The organism is Planococcus sp. VCh962 (assembly GCF_057748275.1).
Genome location: NZ_JBYLHS010000005.1, coordinates 55,381 through 71,948 on the forward strand (window position 1 = coordinate 55,381; position 16,568 = coordinate 71,948).

Consider the following 16,568-nt stretch of genomic DNA (forward strand, 5'->3'; position numbering starts at 1 on the left):
ATACCATAAATAAAGCCGGGGACAGAGGTCCCCGGCTTTTTTATTGTTTAATTTTAGCGTAGACACAAGTGTCCCGCAGCTTATGATCTACTCTTGAAATTGAATCATTGCGAAGTATGCCTTCCAGTTCGAACTGCAGGCGTTCTGCCACAGCACGGCTTCTCACATTTTCCGGATCACAGCGGATTTCAACTCGGTTCGCTCCAAGTTCTTCAAATGCGAAACGGGTAATGCGCTCCACCGCCTCTGAAACATAGCCTTTCCCTTCAAAACGATGATCCACCCAATATCCGATTTCGAATTTCCGCACTTCCCAGTCAATGCGATGCAATCCGGAAGATCCAATGAATTCCCCTGTCTGCTTTGAGAAGAAGTGCAACCTCAAATCTTTGCGCATCTTAAAGTCTGCTTCAGCTTCCACTAAATTGGATTCCATTTCCGATAGGACTGGTTTTTTCTGAGCGAAAGGCATCCACGGACGCAGCGACTCCATTGACCGGAGAACAGCTTCGTAAATATGCGCTGCATCTTCTCTTCTTGGTGCACGGATCAACAGACGCTCTGATTCGAATTCACTCGGGAAATCAAACAGCAAAGGATTAAAATGTGATTTTTTCTCTTCCAATATCTCATCGTCCCAATGAACTGGCGTAATGATGCCCGCTTCCCAGTCCTCCCGTGTCATGCCGTAAGTCACCGCATCGTAATAGCGGTTTTCCCGCGGCGAGAACCAGGCTTGGCGAATATGGGCCTCTTTAACAAACCCCGTGCGCTCAAAGGCTTTGCGCATGGCAAAGTTGTCATGGCGCGTATTGCCTTCCAAACGGATTTTCTTTTCGGGCAGTGAAAAAACGAAATCTGCAATCATTTTAAGCGCTTTTGGACCATATCCTTTGCCTCGGTATGGATCGGCAATTCGCAAGTCAAAAAGCGGAATATCGTCCTGCAAGTCAAAAATCTTTACTACTCCTACTTGTTCACCTTCATCATTTTCAATCCAAAACGTTCTTACTTGATCCGATTTATAACCGCCTTCTACAATCGTCTTCTCGATTAATGCGCGAACCGGATGCTCCTGGCCATGAAAAGGCCAGGAGTTATTTGTCATAAATTCAATGAGCTGTTCCTGCTCTTCCATCGACCACTCTGTCAACTTCACTACAATATCCCCCAAGCTATTTGCTTACTTCTGAATCTTCACGAGCCGCAGAGCATTCATAATGACCAGCAGCGTAGCACCCATATCTGCGAATATCGCAATCCATAGTGTTAACCAGCCCGGAATGATCAGAAGCAGCGCGATGATTTTTAAGCCTAATGCGAAAACAATATTTTCTTTTATTATACGCAAAGTCTTCCTGCTGAGTCGAATTGTATAAGGCAGTTTTTCCAAATCATCGGCCATCAGCGCAATATCAGCAGTTTCAAGTGCTGCATCGGTACCTGCTCCGCCCATTGCAATACCGATTGTGGAAGCGGCAAGAGCCGGCGCATCATTGACCCCATCACCTACCATCGCTACTCGGCCATAGCTTTGTTGGAGATTTTTGATAGCCGACAATTTGTCTTCCGGCATCAGTCCTGCACGCACGTCCTTAACGCCGATTTGAGAAGCGATAGCTCGGGCTGTTACTGGGTGATCCCCTGTCAGCATAATCGTTTCTTCTATGCCCATCTCTTTTAATTTGCGGATAATTTCCGGGCTGTCCGTCCGGATGGCATCGGCTACTGCTACTGCACCGATCAGTTCCATGTCCGAAAAGACTGCCATCACGGATTTGCCGCTTTTCTGCAATTGGCGGTAGTTTTCAGGAACTATAAAACCGAATTCCTCTGCCCAGTTAAAGCTGCCGACATAAATTCGCAAACCGTTAACAACGGCATGCGCGCCTTTTCCGGTTACTGAACCGAAATCAGCATACGGATAAACTTCCGCCGCTTCGAGCGTAATGGCACGAGCCAAAGGATGCTGAGACATCGCTTCGACAGACGCTGCAATTTTCAAGACTTCTTCCTTCGTATAGCCGGATTCCGCTAAGACATCTGTCACTTCCGGATAGCCTTTTGTCAGCGTCCCTGTTTTATCAAACGCAATTGCATTGATGCGTCCTGTCTCTTCGAGATGGATGCCGCCTTTGATCAAAACACCTTGGCGAGCAGCGTTTCCAATAGCCGTGACAATTGCTACGGGAGTCGATACGACCAACGCACACGGACAGCCGACCACAAGTACCGCAAGCCCCTGGTAGACCCATAGTTCCCAGTTGCCAGTAATAAAACCGGGCACGATCGCTACTAAAAATGCGATAACGATGATTGCCGGTGTGTAATATTTAGCAAAACGATCGACAAACTTTTGGGAAGGCGCTTTTTCAGCTTGGGCTTCTTCTACTAAATGAATGATCTTAGCAATGGTTGTGTCTTCCACCCGTTTAGTGACGGTGACTTCCAACGCCCCTTCTTCATTTAGCGTACCCGCAAATACTTCATCGCCAATTTGTTTCGCTGCAGGAATCGATTCTCCTGTAATGGCTGCCTGGTTCACAGAACTGATACCTCTTAACACTGTTCCATCCATAGCGATTTTTTGGCCTGGCTTAACAATCAATACATCGCCTATTCGAATGTCTTCAGTGTCCATCTCCAGCAATTCACCTTTGCGCTGGATGAGGGCACGAGCCGGTGCTAAGTCCATTAAGCCACGGATCGACTGGCGTGCCTTGTTCATCGAAAAAGATTCAAGCGCTTCACTGACTGCGAACAAGAAGACCACAACCGCCCCTTCCCGCCATTCTCCGATGATGACTGCTCCAATGATGGCTATCGTCATCAGCGTTTTCATATCAAACTGGAGTTTCGTTAAATTTTGAAAGCCCGTCCAGAACATCTCGTAGCCGCCGACCAATATTGACCCGGCGAACAAGCCTATAGCCAAAGGATCTGTTTCCGATGTTTGAAAAGAAACAATAACACCTGCTATCAGCAAGACAAGCGAAATAATGGTCTCAATCGTTTGACGCCGCTTGTAGAATGGGATATATTCAACTCTTTCTTTTTCCGGAAAAACGCGGATATGGTCAAACGCCCCCGCTTTTTCTAAATCATCAATGGATACATTGCCATCGACCGTTATTTTGGAGGCACCGAAATTCAAATTGACATGATTGATTTCCGGCAAAGCCCGGACGTTTTTTTCGAACTTGGCTGCACAGCTGGTACACGATAAATTTTCAAGACGATATGTCTTTTGCATCCTGCTCACCCTCTTTCGCATGTTCATGGGCAATGGTAACCAGCTGGAATACGTGGCTATCGGACAACGAATAATACACTTGCTTTCCTTTGCGGACCGATTTTGCCAATCCGCGGTCTTTTAAATAACGCAAATGATGGGAAGCAGTGGCTGTTGAAGAACCAATCACTGCTGCAATATCACACACGCACATTTCTTCTTCAATGGTCAAAGCATATGCGATGTTTAATCTTGTTTCGTCGGCAAGTGCTTTGAACAAATTTGCGACTTCTACTAAATCGGTCATATGATTTTGAACGTTCTCCACCACTTCGGGATGGACTTTTGTGACTTCACATAGTTCTCTCATGCCTCTTCCCACTTTCATTCAAATAACCATTTGATTGTTACTTACAGTATAAATCTTCCGACAATTATAGTCAAACACGCATTTGAATGTTGTCATATTTACACCTTTCAAAAAAAGTGCTAAAGTTTTAGCTATTGCCAATGCCCGGGACTTCTCTGAGAGTGGGAAGTCATCAAGAAAAGCGGAGGTGCCTTGAAAGGCCCGACAAGCGCTGAAGCTTAAAACAAAAAACATATATAAAGGAAGTGGAATTTTTGAACACCCTATCCTACAAAGAGCAATGGTTCGGCAATATCCGCGGAGATATCCTCTCCGGCATCGTTGTTGCCCTTGCGCTCATACCGGAAGCAATCGCTTTTTCCATCATTGCGGGAGTTGATCCAATGGTCGGCTTATATGCTTCTTTCTCTATCGCCGTCATTATCGCTTTTGTCGGTGGCCGCCCTGCTATGATTTCAGCAGCAACTGGCGCCATGGCGCTGGCCATGGTGGCACTCGTCCGTGACCATGGCTTGGATTACTTGCTGGCCGCGACCATTCTAACAGGTATCCTGCAAGTCATTTTCGGCGTATTGAAAATCGCGCGTTTCATGAAATTCATCCCCAATGCCGTTATGATCGGCTTCGTCAATTCACTCGCTATCCTGATTTTCCTGGCACAAGTGCCATTTATTTTCGGAGTGAATACGATGACTTATGTCTTTGTCGCCGTAACACTTGCCATTGTCTATATCCTGCCGCGGTTTTTCACTGCCATTCCCGCACCGCTTATCGCTATTTTGGTATTATCCGGAATTGTCATGTATACCGGCATCGACATGCAAAATGTCGGAAGCCTCGGCACCATTTCACAAACCTTGCCGACGTTCTTCATTCCGGATGTTCCATTCAATTTTGAAACACTCCAAATCATTTTCCCGACTGCTTTGGCGTTATCCATCATCGGCTTGCTTGAATCGTTATTAACTGCTTCCATTCTCGATGATGCTACAGAAACGGATTCAGACAAAAACCAGGAAGCACGCGGCCAGGGCATCGCCAACTTTGTTACCGGCTTTTTCGGAGGCATGGCTGGCTGTGCGATGATTGGCCAGTCCGGCATCAATGTCCGTTCCGGGGGACGTGGGCGTTTATCGACTTTTGTTTCCGGCGTTGTGCTGATGTTTTTGATCATCGTCCTTGGAGAATGGGTCGTCCAGATCCCGATGCCTGTCCTCGCCGGAATTATGGTAATGGTCTGCATTGGAACATTTGATTGGGGTTCATTCAAATATGTGGCGACCGCCCCTAAATCAGATGCCATCGTCATGCTATTGACAGTAATTGTGGTCGTGTACACACATGATTTATCGAAAGGTGTTTTCGCCGGGGTTATACTAAGCGCCTTGCTGTTCGCAGCTAAAATTTCTAAAGTGGAAGTCCGCAAAAAAGGAATGGATACGGATGCGTCGAATATTTATACCATACACGGCCAATTGTTCTTTGCTTCCACTCAAGACTTTGTTTCAGCCTTCGACCAAGCAGAACCGGCTGACCGCATTGTCCTGGATTTCTCGGATGCCAACGTCTGGGATGAATCAGGTGTAGGGGCCATTGACCGGGTCATGGGACGCTTACAAGCGAAAGCGAAAACTATTGAAATTATTGGACTGAATGCATCAAGCCAAAAACTTGTTAATACATTGGCCACATTTGGCCATACTGAAGAAAATTCAAGCCAACATTAAGGAGGGACTCGGATGTACCAGAAAATTCTTGTTGCCGCAGACGGTTCTGACCATTCAAAACGGGCCGCCCAGGAAGCGGTCAAGATGGCAAAATCAAATCCGGATGCTGTCGTGACAATTCTTTACGTAATTGATTACGAAAAGGCCCGGACTGAAATTCTTCACGGACAAAGCAGTGATGAAGTCCATTTTGAACGCCGCAAGCATTTATTGCCGCTCGAAGAAATTTTCCAGTCAGCCGGAGTTGCCTTTGAAACGAAGACTTTGCACGGTACGCCAGGGCCTACCATTGTGAAGCACGCCAATGAAGTTGGCTACGATGTTGTTTTTATCGGCAGCCGCGGTTTGAATTCCTTGCAGGAGATGGTGCTGGGAAGCGTCAGCCATAAAGTGGCGAAACGCGTACAGGCACCGGTTATCATAGTGAAATAAGAAAAGCGCAGGTGCCTTTCCAGCTCCGACAGGCTTAAAGCGGACCGCGAGGAGGCTGTCGCCGCAGCGAGCTGACTTAAGACCCCGTTGAGCCAGGCACCAGAGCTGGAGACTAGACAGTAAAAAGAGCTGTTCCGAAGCAATTCGGAGCAGCTCTTTTTGGTATAATCAAACAAAAAAGAGATGGTGATGTCATTGGAACAAGGAAAGTTCAATTCAATTGCGGATGTGGAAGGGGTAACCGTTGGTCATATCACCCTAGAAGAAGATGTGTCGGAAACGGAAGCGATCCGCACCGGAGTCACGGCCATATTGCCGCATGCTGGTAATTGGTTTGAAGAGAAAGTGCCAGCTGCAAGTTTTGTTTTGAATGGTTTCGGGAAAACGGTCGGCCTTGTCCAAGTCGATGAACTTGGTCTTCTGGAGTCACCGATCATGCTGACTAATACGTTCAGTGTGGCTGCTGTGCTGCAAGGAACGATGAACTGGATGCTGCGTGAAAATCCGGCAATCGGAGACTCGACCAGCTCGCTCAATTTAGTCGTCGGTGAGTGCAACGACAGTTATTTAAATTCGATGCGCCGGATGGCAGTCACCCCTCTCCATGCTGAACAAGCCATTGACAATGCCCGGAAAGAATTTGAGCAAGGCGCAGTAGGAGCTGGCAAAGGCATGATCTGCTATGGCGTCAAAGGCGGCATCGGCTCTTCTTCACGCATTGCACGAATCGAAGATCAAGAATTTACAGTCGGAGTGCTGGCCTTGACGAATTTCGGGCGTAAGGAAGACCTCGCTATCATTAACTGGAAAACCGATGCACCCGCTCCCGATAAGCCGGATGGTTCCGTAATCATTGTAGTTGCCACTGATGCACCGGTCGACAGCCGCCAGTTGAAGCGCCTGGCCAAACGGGCAGCTATCGGCCTCGGGCGCACCGGCACTTCCATCAGTAATGGCAGCGGCGATATCATTATCGCTTTTTCGAATGCTCAGTACATCCCTCATCAGGCCGGTGACGCCTTTTACCGTTCAGAAATCTTAAGGGATGACCATCCATTGATGAATGAATTGTTCCAGGCGACCGTTGAAGCCACGGAAGAAGCAATTTTTCAATCGCTTTTTCATGCTGAAACGACCACTGGCCGTTTGGGCCGGGTTGTTGAAAAAGGGGAATTTTAATTTAAAAAGGAGTTGGCCCCGATTTGCATGGGCCAACTCCTTTTTTAGAACAACGCAAAGGCTGCACTGAATAACACAATTCCACTAATCAAAGTTATCGCAAGATATCCGATTCCCCGGAACCAATTGCCGTCTTCAAAGTCTTTTACCGCATCAAGCGCCATGGTTGAAAAAGTCGTGAACGCTCCCAGAAATCCGGTCAGCCAGAATGCGGACTGATTGCCCGTCCCTATTAAAGCACCTATGGCAAATGATCCGCTGCTGTTGACGAACCAAGTTGCCAATTTCGGATGCTTGGAGCGGCTTTCAACTATCCAGTAAAAACAATACCGGGCAATTGCCCCTAAAGAACCGCCGATCGCAATTGCAATCATCGGACACCCCGCCTTCTGCCAATCCATAACCCGATAGCAGCTGCTGCGACTGAACATGCCGTCATGGAGACGGCGAATACGATTCCTGAAAGAAATTCCTTATTCATTAGCCGGAACCATTCAGCCGAAAAAGCGGAGAATGTGGTAAAAGAACCAATCAGTCCAGTCGACACAAACAACCTGAATTCAGCGGATTTATTCCAGAAACAGCCAGCGATAAAACCGATCAGCAAACTGCCAAGCAAGTTGACCGTCCATAGCCCTATGGTCGAAGACACCGCCCCGTAAACAACGGCTCGGAGCAGTGACCCGATCATCCCCCCAAAGCCGACTGCTAATAGTCGTTTCAAAAAACCGCCCCATATCCTTTTCTTTCAGTATAACTTAATCCGCTGACAAAATTAATGTCGTCCCTTTCACGCCTTCTTCAATTTCCGTTTCATGATATTTTCCTTCAGCCCAGTCATCCACTTGATTATGGAAGTAATCCGATTTCATATGGCCACTTAGCCCTGGACCAACAATATGATAGGCCCTCGATAAATCGCTTAAATCGGCTACGAATCGCCACGACGCCCCGTGATCCACATTCCCTTCTAGATCAAAAGCAGCTGCTTGGACGGTAATATTGGAACCGCCGATCGGAACTGGATCCGGATTCAGGAACTGAGCAAAAATCGGAGAAGCACCAGCTAAAGGATGCGGGAATGTCAATTGATGGCCGTCTCCCCATTTCCAGTCTTTAAAGTCGCTGCCAAATTCCTTTTCGATTTCTCCTAAGCCCGTTTCCAGCGCATCCGTCAGCCATTTACTCGTGCCGCCGTATTCCGTTACCCATGCGCCTTCTTTTCCGCTGAAAGCAGCCCGCATCATCTGGTCAGTGATGTGGTTTTTCCCGGGCAGCAATTCGTAAACATCTTCAGGAAAATCTTTTGCCAATAAAGTCTTCGGCAATTGTTTCATCCATTTGTGAAAAATAAGCGGTGCTGCCTGGTCCTGGCTGTCCACTTGATTCCAGGCCTTCATCATCTCGAACATTTCATCATAGTCATCCGTTTCAATTTGGACAGCCGCTATCATCTCATCCAAAAATTCAGCGGCATACAAATTCTTCTGGTCCATTTGAAGTGCCATCATGTCTTCTGGTGTCAGATTGTCTGACGCTTCAAGCACTTCCGCAATCCGGTCGTAGCGGTACGGCTGTGCCCAGAAATCGGTGATGTGGTAAGGATAGGAATCGTCGACCACCCGATTGTTCGCTGTGGCAATAAATCCATTTTCCGGATTCACGATAGTCGGCAATTCATCAAACGGCACATAGCCGTCCCAACCGTATTCTTCAGAATCTCCCGGAACAGGCAGTTGGCCATCTCCAGATTTACGCAAAGGAATTCGGCCATTCGCTTTATAGGCGATCGTGCCGTCTGTTGAGGCAAACACAAAGTTTTGGGCTGGCGCCTGAAAATCTTCCAATGCCACTTCAAACTCCTCCCAATTAGAGGCTTTATTGAAGCCCAGTACCGCCTGCAATTCAAGTGTCGGCTCCAAAGCTGTCCACTGCATGGAGAATAAGGCATCCGGAGCTTCTTCCTCATACAGCACATTGGAGATGATCGGTCCATGGCGAGTCACCAATACTTCAAAGTCCTCGGTTTCCCCGTCTTTTACTTTGATCGGCTCATTCCGCACTTCTGCCTGCTCCCAGTTGCCTTCATACAAGAACTGAGTCGGATCGTCCGGCTTCGGCGTTTCGATGTAAAGGTCTTGTACGTCCGGACCCACGTTTGTTACCCCCCAAGCAATTTTTTCGTTATGCCCAAGAATAATCCCTGGAACTCCTGCAAAGATAACTCCGCTGACATTTTGCTTAGGAGATTCCAAATGCATCTGGTACCATATCGACGGCGTACTGAGCCCGAGATGCGGATCATCAGCAAGCAGCGGCTTTCCGCTTGCGGTCTTATCTCCAGAAACTACCCAATTATTGCTGCCATTGAATTCTGGCGGAATAACCGAGGCCTCAAATTCACCAGCCACTTTCACCCGCTGCTCTAAATTCGCCTCGATGATGGACGAGGCATTTTCCGGATACTTGATGAACAATTCGCGTGCTTTGTCTTCCGGAAATTCGTTCAGTGCCCAGTGGCGAATGGCAAGCGTCGACCAGTTGCCTCCAAGATCATAGGCCATAAATTTGCCGATGGTCAGTGAATCGACCGGCGTCCATTGCTCCGGCTTGTAGCCAAGCAAGGCAAACTCATAGCTTAAAGTTCCTTCCGCTTCCGCTTCTTCCATATAAGCATTGACTCCTTCGGCGTACCACTCCAGCACTTGTTTTGCTTCATCGCCGTAGCCTTCCCATGATTTTTCAGCAGCATCGCGCAAACTGAATGTCCGGAAAAACTTATCGGTATCAATGGCCGCTTCACCTACCACTTCCGCTAATCTCCCGCTTGCCTGGCGGCGTGATAAATCCATCTGAAACATCCGGTCTTGTGCCTGCACGTAACCCTGCGCCCGGTACAAGTCGGCATCGGACTGCGCTGCTATATGGGGGACACCAATTGAATCCCGTGTGATTTTGACATCGTTGTCGAGTATGTCTACAGCCATTTGGCCTTCAATCTGCGGATTGGATTTACTTATGTAAACGTTTACAAAAACGAGCGCCGCTACCGCGATTACCAAGAGGACGCCTAATATCCCTAAAAACCATTTCAGCCATTTCCTGCTCTTCACTTTTTTCCCCATTTGCCGATCCCTCCTTCAATTCCAGCTCTTTTCTTAAAGTATCCTTTTCGACTGGCAAGCGGAAAATTCCTTTATGAAGGCAAAACAAAAAGCCCGCTATTCGCGGGCTATCGGACAATGTATTCTTCTCCAAGCACCATCTTGACTTTGCTTACTTGTTTTTTCTCGGTCAATACGTAAAGCACATCCCCGGCCTTCAATTTCGTCGTGCCAGTAGGCATGACCAGTTTTCCAGAGCGGATAATGGCACTGATCAAGGTCTGCTTCGGCAAGCCAATTGTCTGCACCAGCTGGCCGGCAAACGGCGATTTATCTGTCAGTTCCACTTCCAGCATTTCGGCATTTGCCCTGTCCATTGAGATAAGCTCCAGCGAATGAATCCGCTTTTGAGATGGCCGTCCATTCAATGACAGCTTCCTAGCAAAAAATGGAATCGTCGACCCTTGCAGCAAAGCAGAAGTAATCACGATGAAAAAGACGATATTGAAGAATAAATAGCTGTTTTCAATACCTGCAAGCATTGGAAAAGTGGCCAGCACAATGGGAACGGCCCCTCTTAACCCAGCCCACGACAGGAATAGTTTTTCTTTTATGGTGTAATTAAAGAATAAAGTTGAAACAAAAACTGCAACTGGACGTGCGATCAATAGCAGCACGAATGACAGCACTAATCCTCTCCAGATCAAATCCCATTCCGCCAATTGGCTTGGGAATACCAATAAGCCAAGTAAAACGAACATAATAATTTGCATCAGCCAAGCCATTGCTCCGTGGAAGCTGACGATAGAGTAGCTCTGCGTCAGTTGCCGTGTTCCAATCACTAAGGCCGCCAGGTAAACTGCCAGCAATCCGCTGCCATGAAGCATGGCAGCGGAGCTGTAGATGAAAACCGCAAAACCTGCTGACAGAACAGCATACAAGCCGGATGTATTCAGCTTGATGCGATTAAGCGTCCAGGACGCTAAAAAGCCCAAAGCCAATCCGATGATGGCCCCTAGCCCCATTTCAAGCACAAAAGTGCCGACCATAGACCCCACTGATACCTCAGGCGATTGGATTAAATGAATAAAAGCAATGGTTAAAAACATAGCCATCGGATCATTGGTGCCAGACTCCGCTTCCAAAGTAGAGGATATTTTTGATTTGATGTTTTGGCCAGCAAGGACAGAAAACACAGCTGCAGCATCAGTCGACCCTACAATAGAGCCTAACAAAAACGCTTCAAGCCATGTAATATCAAGAATATAATTTGCTGTGACTGCAACGATGACGGTGGTGATTATAACCCCTACAGTTGCGAGTGCAAGGGAACCTCCAAGAACCGGTCGGATATGTTTCCAATTCGCCTGCAATCCCCCTTCAAACAGGATAAAGATCAGAGCGACGATTCCAACCAATTGAGCTATTTGCGCATTAGTAAAGTCAATCAATCCGGATATGTCACTGCCAAGAGCCATACCAATGATCATAAACAGCACAAGAGAAGGGACGCCTACACGCGAGGATACTTTGGTCATAAGTACGCCGGCTAAAAGGAATATCCCGCCCATAAGAATGAGTCCATTTGTCGAAAATTCTATCATACTTTGCCCCTTCTCTATTTTGATAATTCAGTATACCATATTTTATTCGCATAAAAAAAAGCGGTGGCTCTGTAAAAGAGCCCACGCTTAGGATTAAACCAAATCTTCTCCAACAATTTTTACTTCCAATTCCAAATCAATGCCGAATTTTTCATGGACGGCTGACTTGACCATTTCAATTGTCTGAATGTAATCGTTCGCCGTAGCATTGTTTTTATTGACGATAAAACCGGCATGTTTTGTCGAAACTTCCGCTCCTCCAAACCCTTTGCCTTGAAGCCCGCTTTCCTGGATCAGCTTGCCGGCGAAGTTTCCGGGCGGCCGTTTAAAAACACTGCCCGCTGACGGGAATTCTAGCGGTTGCTTGGATTCCCGCTGATACGTCAAATCACTCATCTTAGCGTCAATGGCGGCCTGTTTGCCGTGTTCCAAGTTAAACTCAGCCGATAAAACATAATAACCTTTTTTGATGATGATGCTTTTGCGATAGCCAAGTTCTAATTCTTCTTTTGACAGCACCAGTTTTTCACCTTCACGCGTCAATACGGTGGCTTGATGGATAATGTCTTTAATCTCTCCTCCATAGGCGCCGGCATTCATCGCCATTGCGCCACCGATTGAACCGGGAATCCCACAAGCGAACTCCAGCCCTGTCAGCCGGTTGGCAGCAGCTATTTTCGACACTTCTTTAATATTGGCGCCGCCTTGTGCGTAAACTGTCATTCCATCGATACGGACCGTACGCAGGCTTTTCAGGTTCAGTACAATCCCTCGCACGCCTCCGTCACGGACAACCATATTGGACCCGTTGCCCAGCAACAATAATGGAACTTTGTTTTCATGTGCATATTTTACTGTATAAGCAGTTTCATCTTCAGTAGTTGGTGTTACAAATATATCAGCAGGCCCACCCATTCTAGTCAATGTATGCAGGTGTAGCGGCTCATCCATTTTCACGTGATCTTCAGCCAAAAAACGGCGCAAATCACTTAACCATTGTTCTTTCGTCATCCAAAGCAAATCCCTTCTAACTTTTCGCTTCTATTAGTATCTAATTTTATTGAAGTTTTGACAAGCAAAAGCAGTATCTTCCGTTCTAAAGACCGATAAAAATAATGTCTCGAATTCGAGAATACTTAATTAAAAATGATTGACATAAAGATTTTATTTCGCTATAGTAATAATTAGATAGAAAATTTTAGGAGGAATTACATATGAAAAAATGGACAATTGACGCAGCTCACTCAGAAATCGGCTTTTCAGTAAAACACATGATGATCTCTAAAGTAAAAGGCTCTTTCACTTCATTCGACGCAACAGTTGAAGCGAACGAAGAAGACTTGAATGGGGCTTTGATTGACTTCAAAATCGACGTAGCAAGCATTAACACAAACAACGCAGACCGTGACAACCACTTGCGTTCCGCTGATTTCTTCGATGCTGAAACATATCCGGAAATTACTTTCACAGCGAACGAAATCACGAAAAAAGACGACGAATACGAATTGACTGGTGACCTTACAATCAAAGGAATCACTCGCCCCGCTACTTTTGAAGTAGAATACGGCGGCAAAGGCACTAACCCATGGGGCGTAGAAGTTGTTGCTTTCAGCGCAGAAGGTAAAGTGAACCGCAAAGATTTCGGTCTTACTTGGAACCAAGCTCTTGAAACTGGCGGCGTTATGGTCGGCGAAGACATCAAAATCTCACTAGAACTAGAAGCTAACCCTGCTTAATAGTTGAAAAGCGGAAGCGAAAAACAAAAAGCAGTACGGAGAAAACTCTCCGTACTGCTTTTTTAATACTCCTGCTCAATTTTTTTAAGCGGTTTTACCGCTGGCCCTTCCAATACATCTCCCGTATAAGAAAAACGGGATCCGTGGCAAGGACAATCCCATGAACGTTCGGCGTCATTCCAATGAGTTTCGCAGCCCATATGAGTGCAAGTCGTATCCACCAAATGCACTTGGCCGTATTGGTCTTTGTAGCCTCCCGCTTTCCCTTTGCCGTATTTGACCAGTCCGCCTTCACCTTTCCCAAGTGTCTCGACCGTTTTCGACGGCATCTTCAATTTTCCTTTGACCAGTTCTTTCGCCACTCCGCCATTATCTTTTAAAAAGCTCAAAGCATCGACCGCTTTCATCTTCGTACGGGTTGGGTTGAAAAGTTCAGCGTACGGATTCGGATTTCCAAGAATTTGATCAGATAACATCATCCCTGAAACTGCTCCGTTCGCCATTCCCCATTTATGGAACCCTGTAGCAACGAGGATATTATCATATCCCGCAGTAATCGTTCCAACGTATGGCACTTTATCAAGTGTAGTCAAATCTTGGGCAGACCAGCGATAAGGGATTTCCGTAACCCCAAAATACTTATCCCCGAATTTCTCAAGGTTTTCATAATGCTGCATCGTCGGCGTTTTGCTTTTCCCAGTCGCATGCCCGTCTCCACCAATTAACAGCAGCTTTCCGCCATTTTCATCTGTCGCATAACGCAAAGAACGTGAAGGCATATCCGCGCTGACATACATATCCTTTGGTATTTCCCCGGTTGTCCGGGCTGCAATCACGTAAGAACGGCTGATATTAAGTCTAGTGAAATAGAAACCATCTGAGCTATTGAACGGGTAATGCGTTGCCACTATTACTTTATTGCAGGAAAGATGAGACATGTTCTCTGTTTGGATAACCGGATCATTTTTGCTGAGAATTTTGACCGCGCGTGTTTGTTCATAAATTTTACCGCCCAGCCGTTCAATTTCATCGACCAATGCTGCCAGGAATTTCACTGGATGGAACTGAGCCTGGTTCCGCATAATAATGGCATCCTTTACCTCAAACGGCAATTCCACTTGGTCTTTCGCCAATCCCCCGTCTATTCCCAATTGATCGTAAGCTTCTGCTTCTTTCTGGATCAACTTTGCACCGATTGCAGTATTGGCATAGACAAATGCGTTTTGATGAGCAAAATCACAGTCAATTCCCAATTCGGAAGCCGTATCTTTAATGAAATTCAATCCCGCCATATTGGCGTCATAATACAATCGGGCTTTTTCTTGTCCCATAATTTTAATGAGCGGGAAATAAAAGACCCCGTGCTGCGCGGTAATTTTTGCAGTTGTGTGGCCTGTAACGCCATCCACCAATTTCCCTGCGTCAATCAATGTAACTTTCCGTCCCGCTTTTGCCAGCAAATAAGCACTGATAATACCGACAATCCCACCGCCAATTATTCCAACATCTGTTGACTCATTTCCTTGAAGCGCCGGAAAACTGCGAATATCTTTAAATTCTCTCCAATACGATCTAAGCTGCTCCGGAACACGACTAAAATTCTCTTCTTGTATCATGCCATCCCTCCTACAATCTTTTTATAAGATAACTACCCTCTCCTTCCAACTTTTAACCAATAAGAAAAAGCCCAAACGCGGAATTCCGCGTTTGGGCTTTTGGATAGTTATTATGCTTTTATGCCTTGAAGAGAGCGAGCTGCTTGTTTTACGCGCTCCAAGCCTTCTTCAATGATCGCTGGTGCTGCATTTGGATCAAGTGCATGGCCTTCGATAATAACTTCATTGATATCTTGGATGCCAAAGAAGTTCATAATATTGCGCACATACGTAACACTCATTTCAGCAGGAGCCATTTCCGGAGTGGAATAAACACCGCCGCGTGCATTCAAAATGATGACTTTTTTATCAGGCACTAGGCCTACTGGGCCGTTTTCAGTATATTTGAATGTCATACCGGCACGGTAAATATAATCGATGAACGTTTGAAGAGCTGCTGGAATTGTCATATTCCATAATGGGAAGGCAAATACGACAACGTCTGCTTCCATGAACGCATCCATTGCTTTAGCAGATGCCGTCAAAATGCGTTGTTCCACTTCAGACATCGGTTCGGCTTGAGCCGATTTCTGCATTGCATCAAAAAAGTCCTGTCCGAAATACGGCATATCTTCTTTGAATACATCGAATGTTTTTATATCAAGGTCAGTTCCAATTTCATTCATGAAAACTTCATACATTTTGCTTGAAATGCCTTCAGAAGCTGGACGGTTATTGGCTTTTACAACTAATACATTCATTCTTTTAAAACCCCTTTTACACTATTTTTATAACTCTCTATTTCGAGACATTTTCAGCTTAACAAAAAGCAGAGTGAAAGTCTATCACTCTGCTCATGCATCGCAGGAATCTCCTGTACAATAAGTCGTTTGTTTTCTGCCCATCGGTTTAAGGGCCGGCCGAATGCCTTCTTCTTCGCCGATTTGAATGAGCGAATCGACAAATGCCTCTAATGGCTGGGCACCGGAGATTGCATATTTCCGATTAATGACGAAAAATGGAACGCCTTGGACGCCAATTTGATGAGCTTCTGTAATATCTTCCTGCACCTCAGCTGTAAATCGATCAGAAGCAAGCATTTCTTGCGCTTCTTCCCGCGGAAGTCCTACTTGTTCAGCAGTGTCCAATAAAACATCGTGATTTCCAACGTTCTTCGCTTCGATAAAATAACTGTGCAGCAGCTGTTCTGTCAGCTCTGCATCTTTCCCTAAACTTTCAGCCCATTTAACCAGGCGATGAGCTGCAAATGTATTGGCTTCCACCATATCATCAAAATTATATTCAAGGCCTACTGTGCGCGCATGCTCGGAAACGCCTTTGGTCATTTCTTTTGCCTGTTCTACCGTCCGCCCCATCTTTTTCGCTAGATGCTCATACGTGGAAACTGTTGAGTTGAGCGGTGTATTCGGGTCCAACTGATAGGCTTTGAATGAAATTTCCGCTTGGCTTTCATATCCTGATTTTTTTAAAGCTTGTTCCAGTGTTCGTTTGCCTATGTAACAAAATGGGCACACATAATCTGACCAAATCTCTATTTTCATTTTATCCACCTCTTGGCATTACTATAA

The 16,568-nt window shown here is 46.2% G+C and carries 15 protein-coding genes; 4 read left to right on the forward strand and 11 right to left on the reverse strand.

The window, feature by feature from the left end; translation table 11 throughout:
• Positions 1-40: 40 nt before the first annotated feature.
• The 3 genes from AC3AQ9_RS14075 to AC3AQ9_RS14085 are packed head-to-tail and all read right to left on the reverse strand — an operon-like array spanning position 41 to position 3,602.
• A complete protein-coding gene (locus AC3AQ9_RS14075; RefSeq protein ID WP_488308118.1) occupies positions 41-1,159 on the reverse strand; it encodes a GNAT family N-acetyltransferase in 1,119 nt (372 codons plus the stop codon).
• 24 nt (positions 1,160-1,183) lie between these two features.
• Positions 1,184-3,253, reverse strand: a complete 2,070-nt coding sequence (locus AC3AQ9_RS14080) for a heavy metal translocating P-type ATPase (protein ID WP_488308119.1) — start codon at positions 3,251-3,253, stop codon at positions 1,184-1,186.
• Positions 3,231-3,602, reverse strand: coding sequence for an ArsR/SmtB family transcription factor (locus tag AC3AQ9_RS14085; RefSeq protein ID WP_488308120.1), 372 nt, complete (start codon positions 3,600-3,602; stop codon positions 3,231-3,233). Before AC3AQ9_RS14085 ends, AC3AQ9_RS14080 begins: the two co-directional genes overlap by 23 nt.
• 254 nt (positions 3,603-3,856) lie before the next feature.
• Between AC3AQ9_RS14085 and AC3AQ9_RS14090 the strand changes: the two genes are divergently transcribed.
• The 3 genes from AC3AQ9_RS14090 to AC3AQ9_RS14100 all read left to right on the forward strand — a co-directional run bounded on the left by AC3AQ9_RS14090 (position 3,857) and on the right by AC3AQ9_RS14100 (position 6,940).
• The gene (locus tag AC3AQ9_RS14090; RefSeq protein ID WP_488308121.1) at positions 3,857-5,329 is read left to right on the forward strand and encodes a SulP family inorganic anion transporter; all 1,473 of its coding nucleotides are present in this window, start codon (positions 3,857-3,859) and stop codon (positions 5,327-5,329) included.
• A 12-nt stretch (positions 5,330-5,341) separates the two neighbouring features.
• Entirely contained in the window at positions 5,342-5,761 is a 420-nt protein-coding gene (locus AC3AQ9_RS14095) for a universal stress protein (protein WP_488308122.1), read from the forward strand.
• A 195-nt stretch (positions 5,762-5,956) separates the two neighbouring features.
• Positions 5,957-6,940: a DmpA family aminopeptidase gene (locus AC3AQ9_RS14100; RefSeq protein WP_488308283.1), complete on the forward strand. Its 984-nt coding sequence runs from the start codon at positions 5,957-5,959 to the stop codon at positions 6,938-6,940.
• Between the two features lie 44 nt (positions 6,941-6,984).
• Here AC3AQ9_RS14100 and AC3AQ9_RS14105 read toward each other — a convergent pair whose 3' ends face one another.
• The 5 genes from AC3AQ9_RS14105 to murB all read right to left on the reverse strand — a co-directional run bounded on the left by AC3AQ9_RS14105 (position 6,985) and on the right by murB (position 12,659).
• Positions 6,985-7,314 carry a fluoride efflux transporter FluC gene (locus tag AC3AQ9_RS14105; protein WP_488308123.1) on the reverse strand — a complete coding sequence of 110 codons (330 nt, stop codon included), beginning with the start codon at positions 7,312-7,314 and terminating at the stop codon, positions 6,985-6,987.
• Positions 7,311-7,664 (reverse strand): fluoride efflux transporter FluC, encoded by a 354-nt coding sequence (locus AC3AQ9_RS14110; RefSeq protein WP_488308124.1) that lies wholly within the window; start codon positions 7,662-7,664, stop codon positions 7,311-7,313. Before AC3AQ9_RS14110 ends, AC3AQ9_RS14105 begins: the two co-directional genes overlap by 4 nt.
• A gap of 34 nt (positions 7,665-7,698) precedes the next feature.
• Complete coding sequence (locus AC3AQ9_RS14115; protein ID WP_488308125.1) at positions 7,699-10,065, reverse strand: penicillin acylase family protein; 2,367 nt, start codon at positions 10,063-10,065, stop codon at positions 7,699-7,701.
• Positions 10,066-10,172: 107 nt separating this feature from the next.
• On the reverse strand, positions 10,173-11,648 hold the full coding sequence (locus AC3AQ9_RS14120) for a potassium/proton antiporter (RefSeq protein WP_488308126.1): 1,476 nt from the start codon (positions 11,646-11,648) through the stop codon (positions 10,173-10,175).
• A 93-nt stretch (positions 11,649-11,741) separates the two neighbouring features.
• Positions 11,742-12,659 (reverse strand): UDP-N-acetylmuramate dehydrogenase, encoded by a 918-nt coding sequence (gene murB, locus AC3AQ9_RS14125; protein WP_488308127.1) that lies wholly within the window; start codon positions 12,657-12,659, stop codon positions 11,742-11,744.
• A gap of 203 nt (positions 12,660-12,862) precedes the next feature.
• Here murB and AC3AQ9_RS14130 point away from each other — a divergent pair, with 203 nt between their 5' ends.
• Positions 12,863-13,384 (forward strand): YceI family protein, encoded by a 522-nt coding sequence (locus AC3AQ9_RS14130; protein WP_488308128.1) that lies wholly within the window; start codon positions 12,863-12,865, stop codon positions 13,382-13,384.
• Between the two features lie 62 nt (positions 13,385-13,446).
• On the opposite strand, the gene AC3AQ9_RS14135 is transcribed toward AC3AQ9_RS14130, so the two are convergent.
• The 3 genes from AC3AQ9_RS14135 to AC3AQ9_RS14145 form a co-directional block, all read right to left on the reverse strand.
• Positions 13,447-15,000, reverse strand: a complete 1,554-nt coding sequence (locus AC3AQ9_RS14135; RefSeq protein WP_488308129.1) for an FAD-dependent oxidoreductase — start codon at positions 14,998-15,000, stop codon at positions 13,447-13,449.
• Between the two features lie 110 nt (positions 15,001-15,110).
• Positions 15,111-15,740, reverse strand: a complete 630-nt coding sequence (locus AC3AQ9_RS14140; protein WP_488308130.1) for an FMN-dependent NADH-azoreductase — start codon at positions 15,738-15,740, stop codon at positions 15,111-15,113.
• 93 nt (positions 15,741-15,833) lie between these two features.
• Positions 15,834-16,541, reverse strand: a complete 708-nt coding sequence (locus tag AC3AQ9_RS14145) for a DsbA family oxidoreductase (RefSeq protein WP_488308131.1) — start codon at positions 16,539-16,541, stop codon at positions 15,834-15,836.
• Between the last annotated feature and the right edge of the window lie 27 nt (positions 16,542-16,568).

What these genes read in the sequence shown, in the direction of transcription:
- AC3AQ9_RS14080 (WP_488308119.1), bottom strand. Translation starts at nt 3,253, where the DNA reads ATGCAAAAGACATATCGTCTTGAAAATTTATCGTGTACCAGCTGTGCA.
- AC3AQ9_RS14085 (WP_488308120.1), bottom strand. Translation starts at nt 3,602, where the DNA reads ATGAGAGAACTATGTGAAGTCACAAAAGTCCATCCCGAAGTGGTGGAG.
- AC3AQ9_RS14095 (WP_488308122.1), top strand. Translation starts at nt 5,342, where the DNA reads ATGTACCAGAAAATTCTTGTTGCCGCAGACGGTTCTGACCATTCAAAA.
- AC3AQ9_RS14105 (WP_488308123.1), bottom strand. Translation starts at nt 7,314, where the DNA reads ATGATTGCAATTGCGATCGGCGGTTCTTTAGGGGCAATTGCCCGGTAT.
- AC3AQ9_RS14115 (WP_488308125.1), bottom strand. Translation starts at nt 10,065, where the DNA reads ATGGGGAAAAAAGTGAAGAGCAGGAAATGGCTGAAATGGTTTTTAGGG.
- AC3AQ9_RS14120 (WP_488308126.1), bottom strand. Translation starts at nt 11,648, where the DNA reads ATGATAGAATTTTCGACAAATGGACTCATTCTTATGGGCGGGATATTC.
- murB (WP_488308127.1), bottom strand. Translation starts at nt 12,659, where the DNA reads ATGACGAAAGAACAATGGTTAAGTGATTTGCGCCGTTTTTTGGCTGAA.
- AC3AQ9_RS14130 (WP_488308128.1), top strand. Translation starts at nt 12,863, where the DNA reads ATGAAAAAATGGACAATTGACGCAGCTCACTCAGAAATCGGCTTTTCA.
- AC3AQ9_RS14135 (WP_488308129.1), bottom strand. Translation starts at nt 15,000, where the DNA reads ATGATACAAGAAGAGAATTTTAGTCGTGTTCCGGAGCAGCTTAGATCG.
- AC3AQ9_RS14140 (WP_488308130.1), bottom strand. Translation starts at nt 15,740, where the DNA reads ATGAATGTATTAGTTGTAAAAGCCAATAACCGTCCAGCTTCTGAAGGC.
- AC3AQ9_RS14145 (WP_488308131.1), bottom strand. Translation starts at nt 16,541, where the DNA reads ATGAAAATAGAGATTTGGTCAGATTATGTGTGCCCATTTTGTTACATA.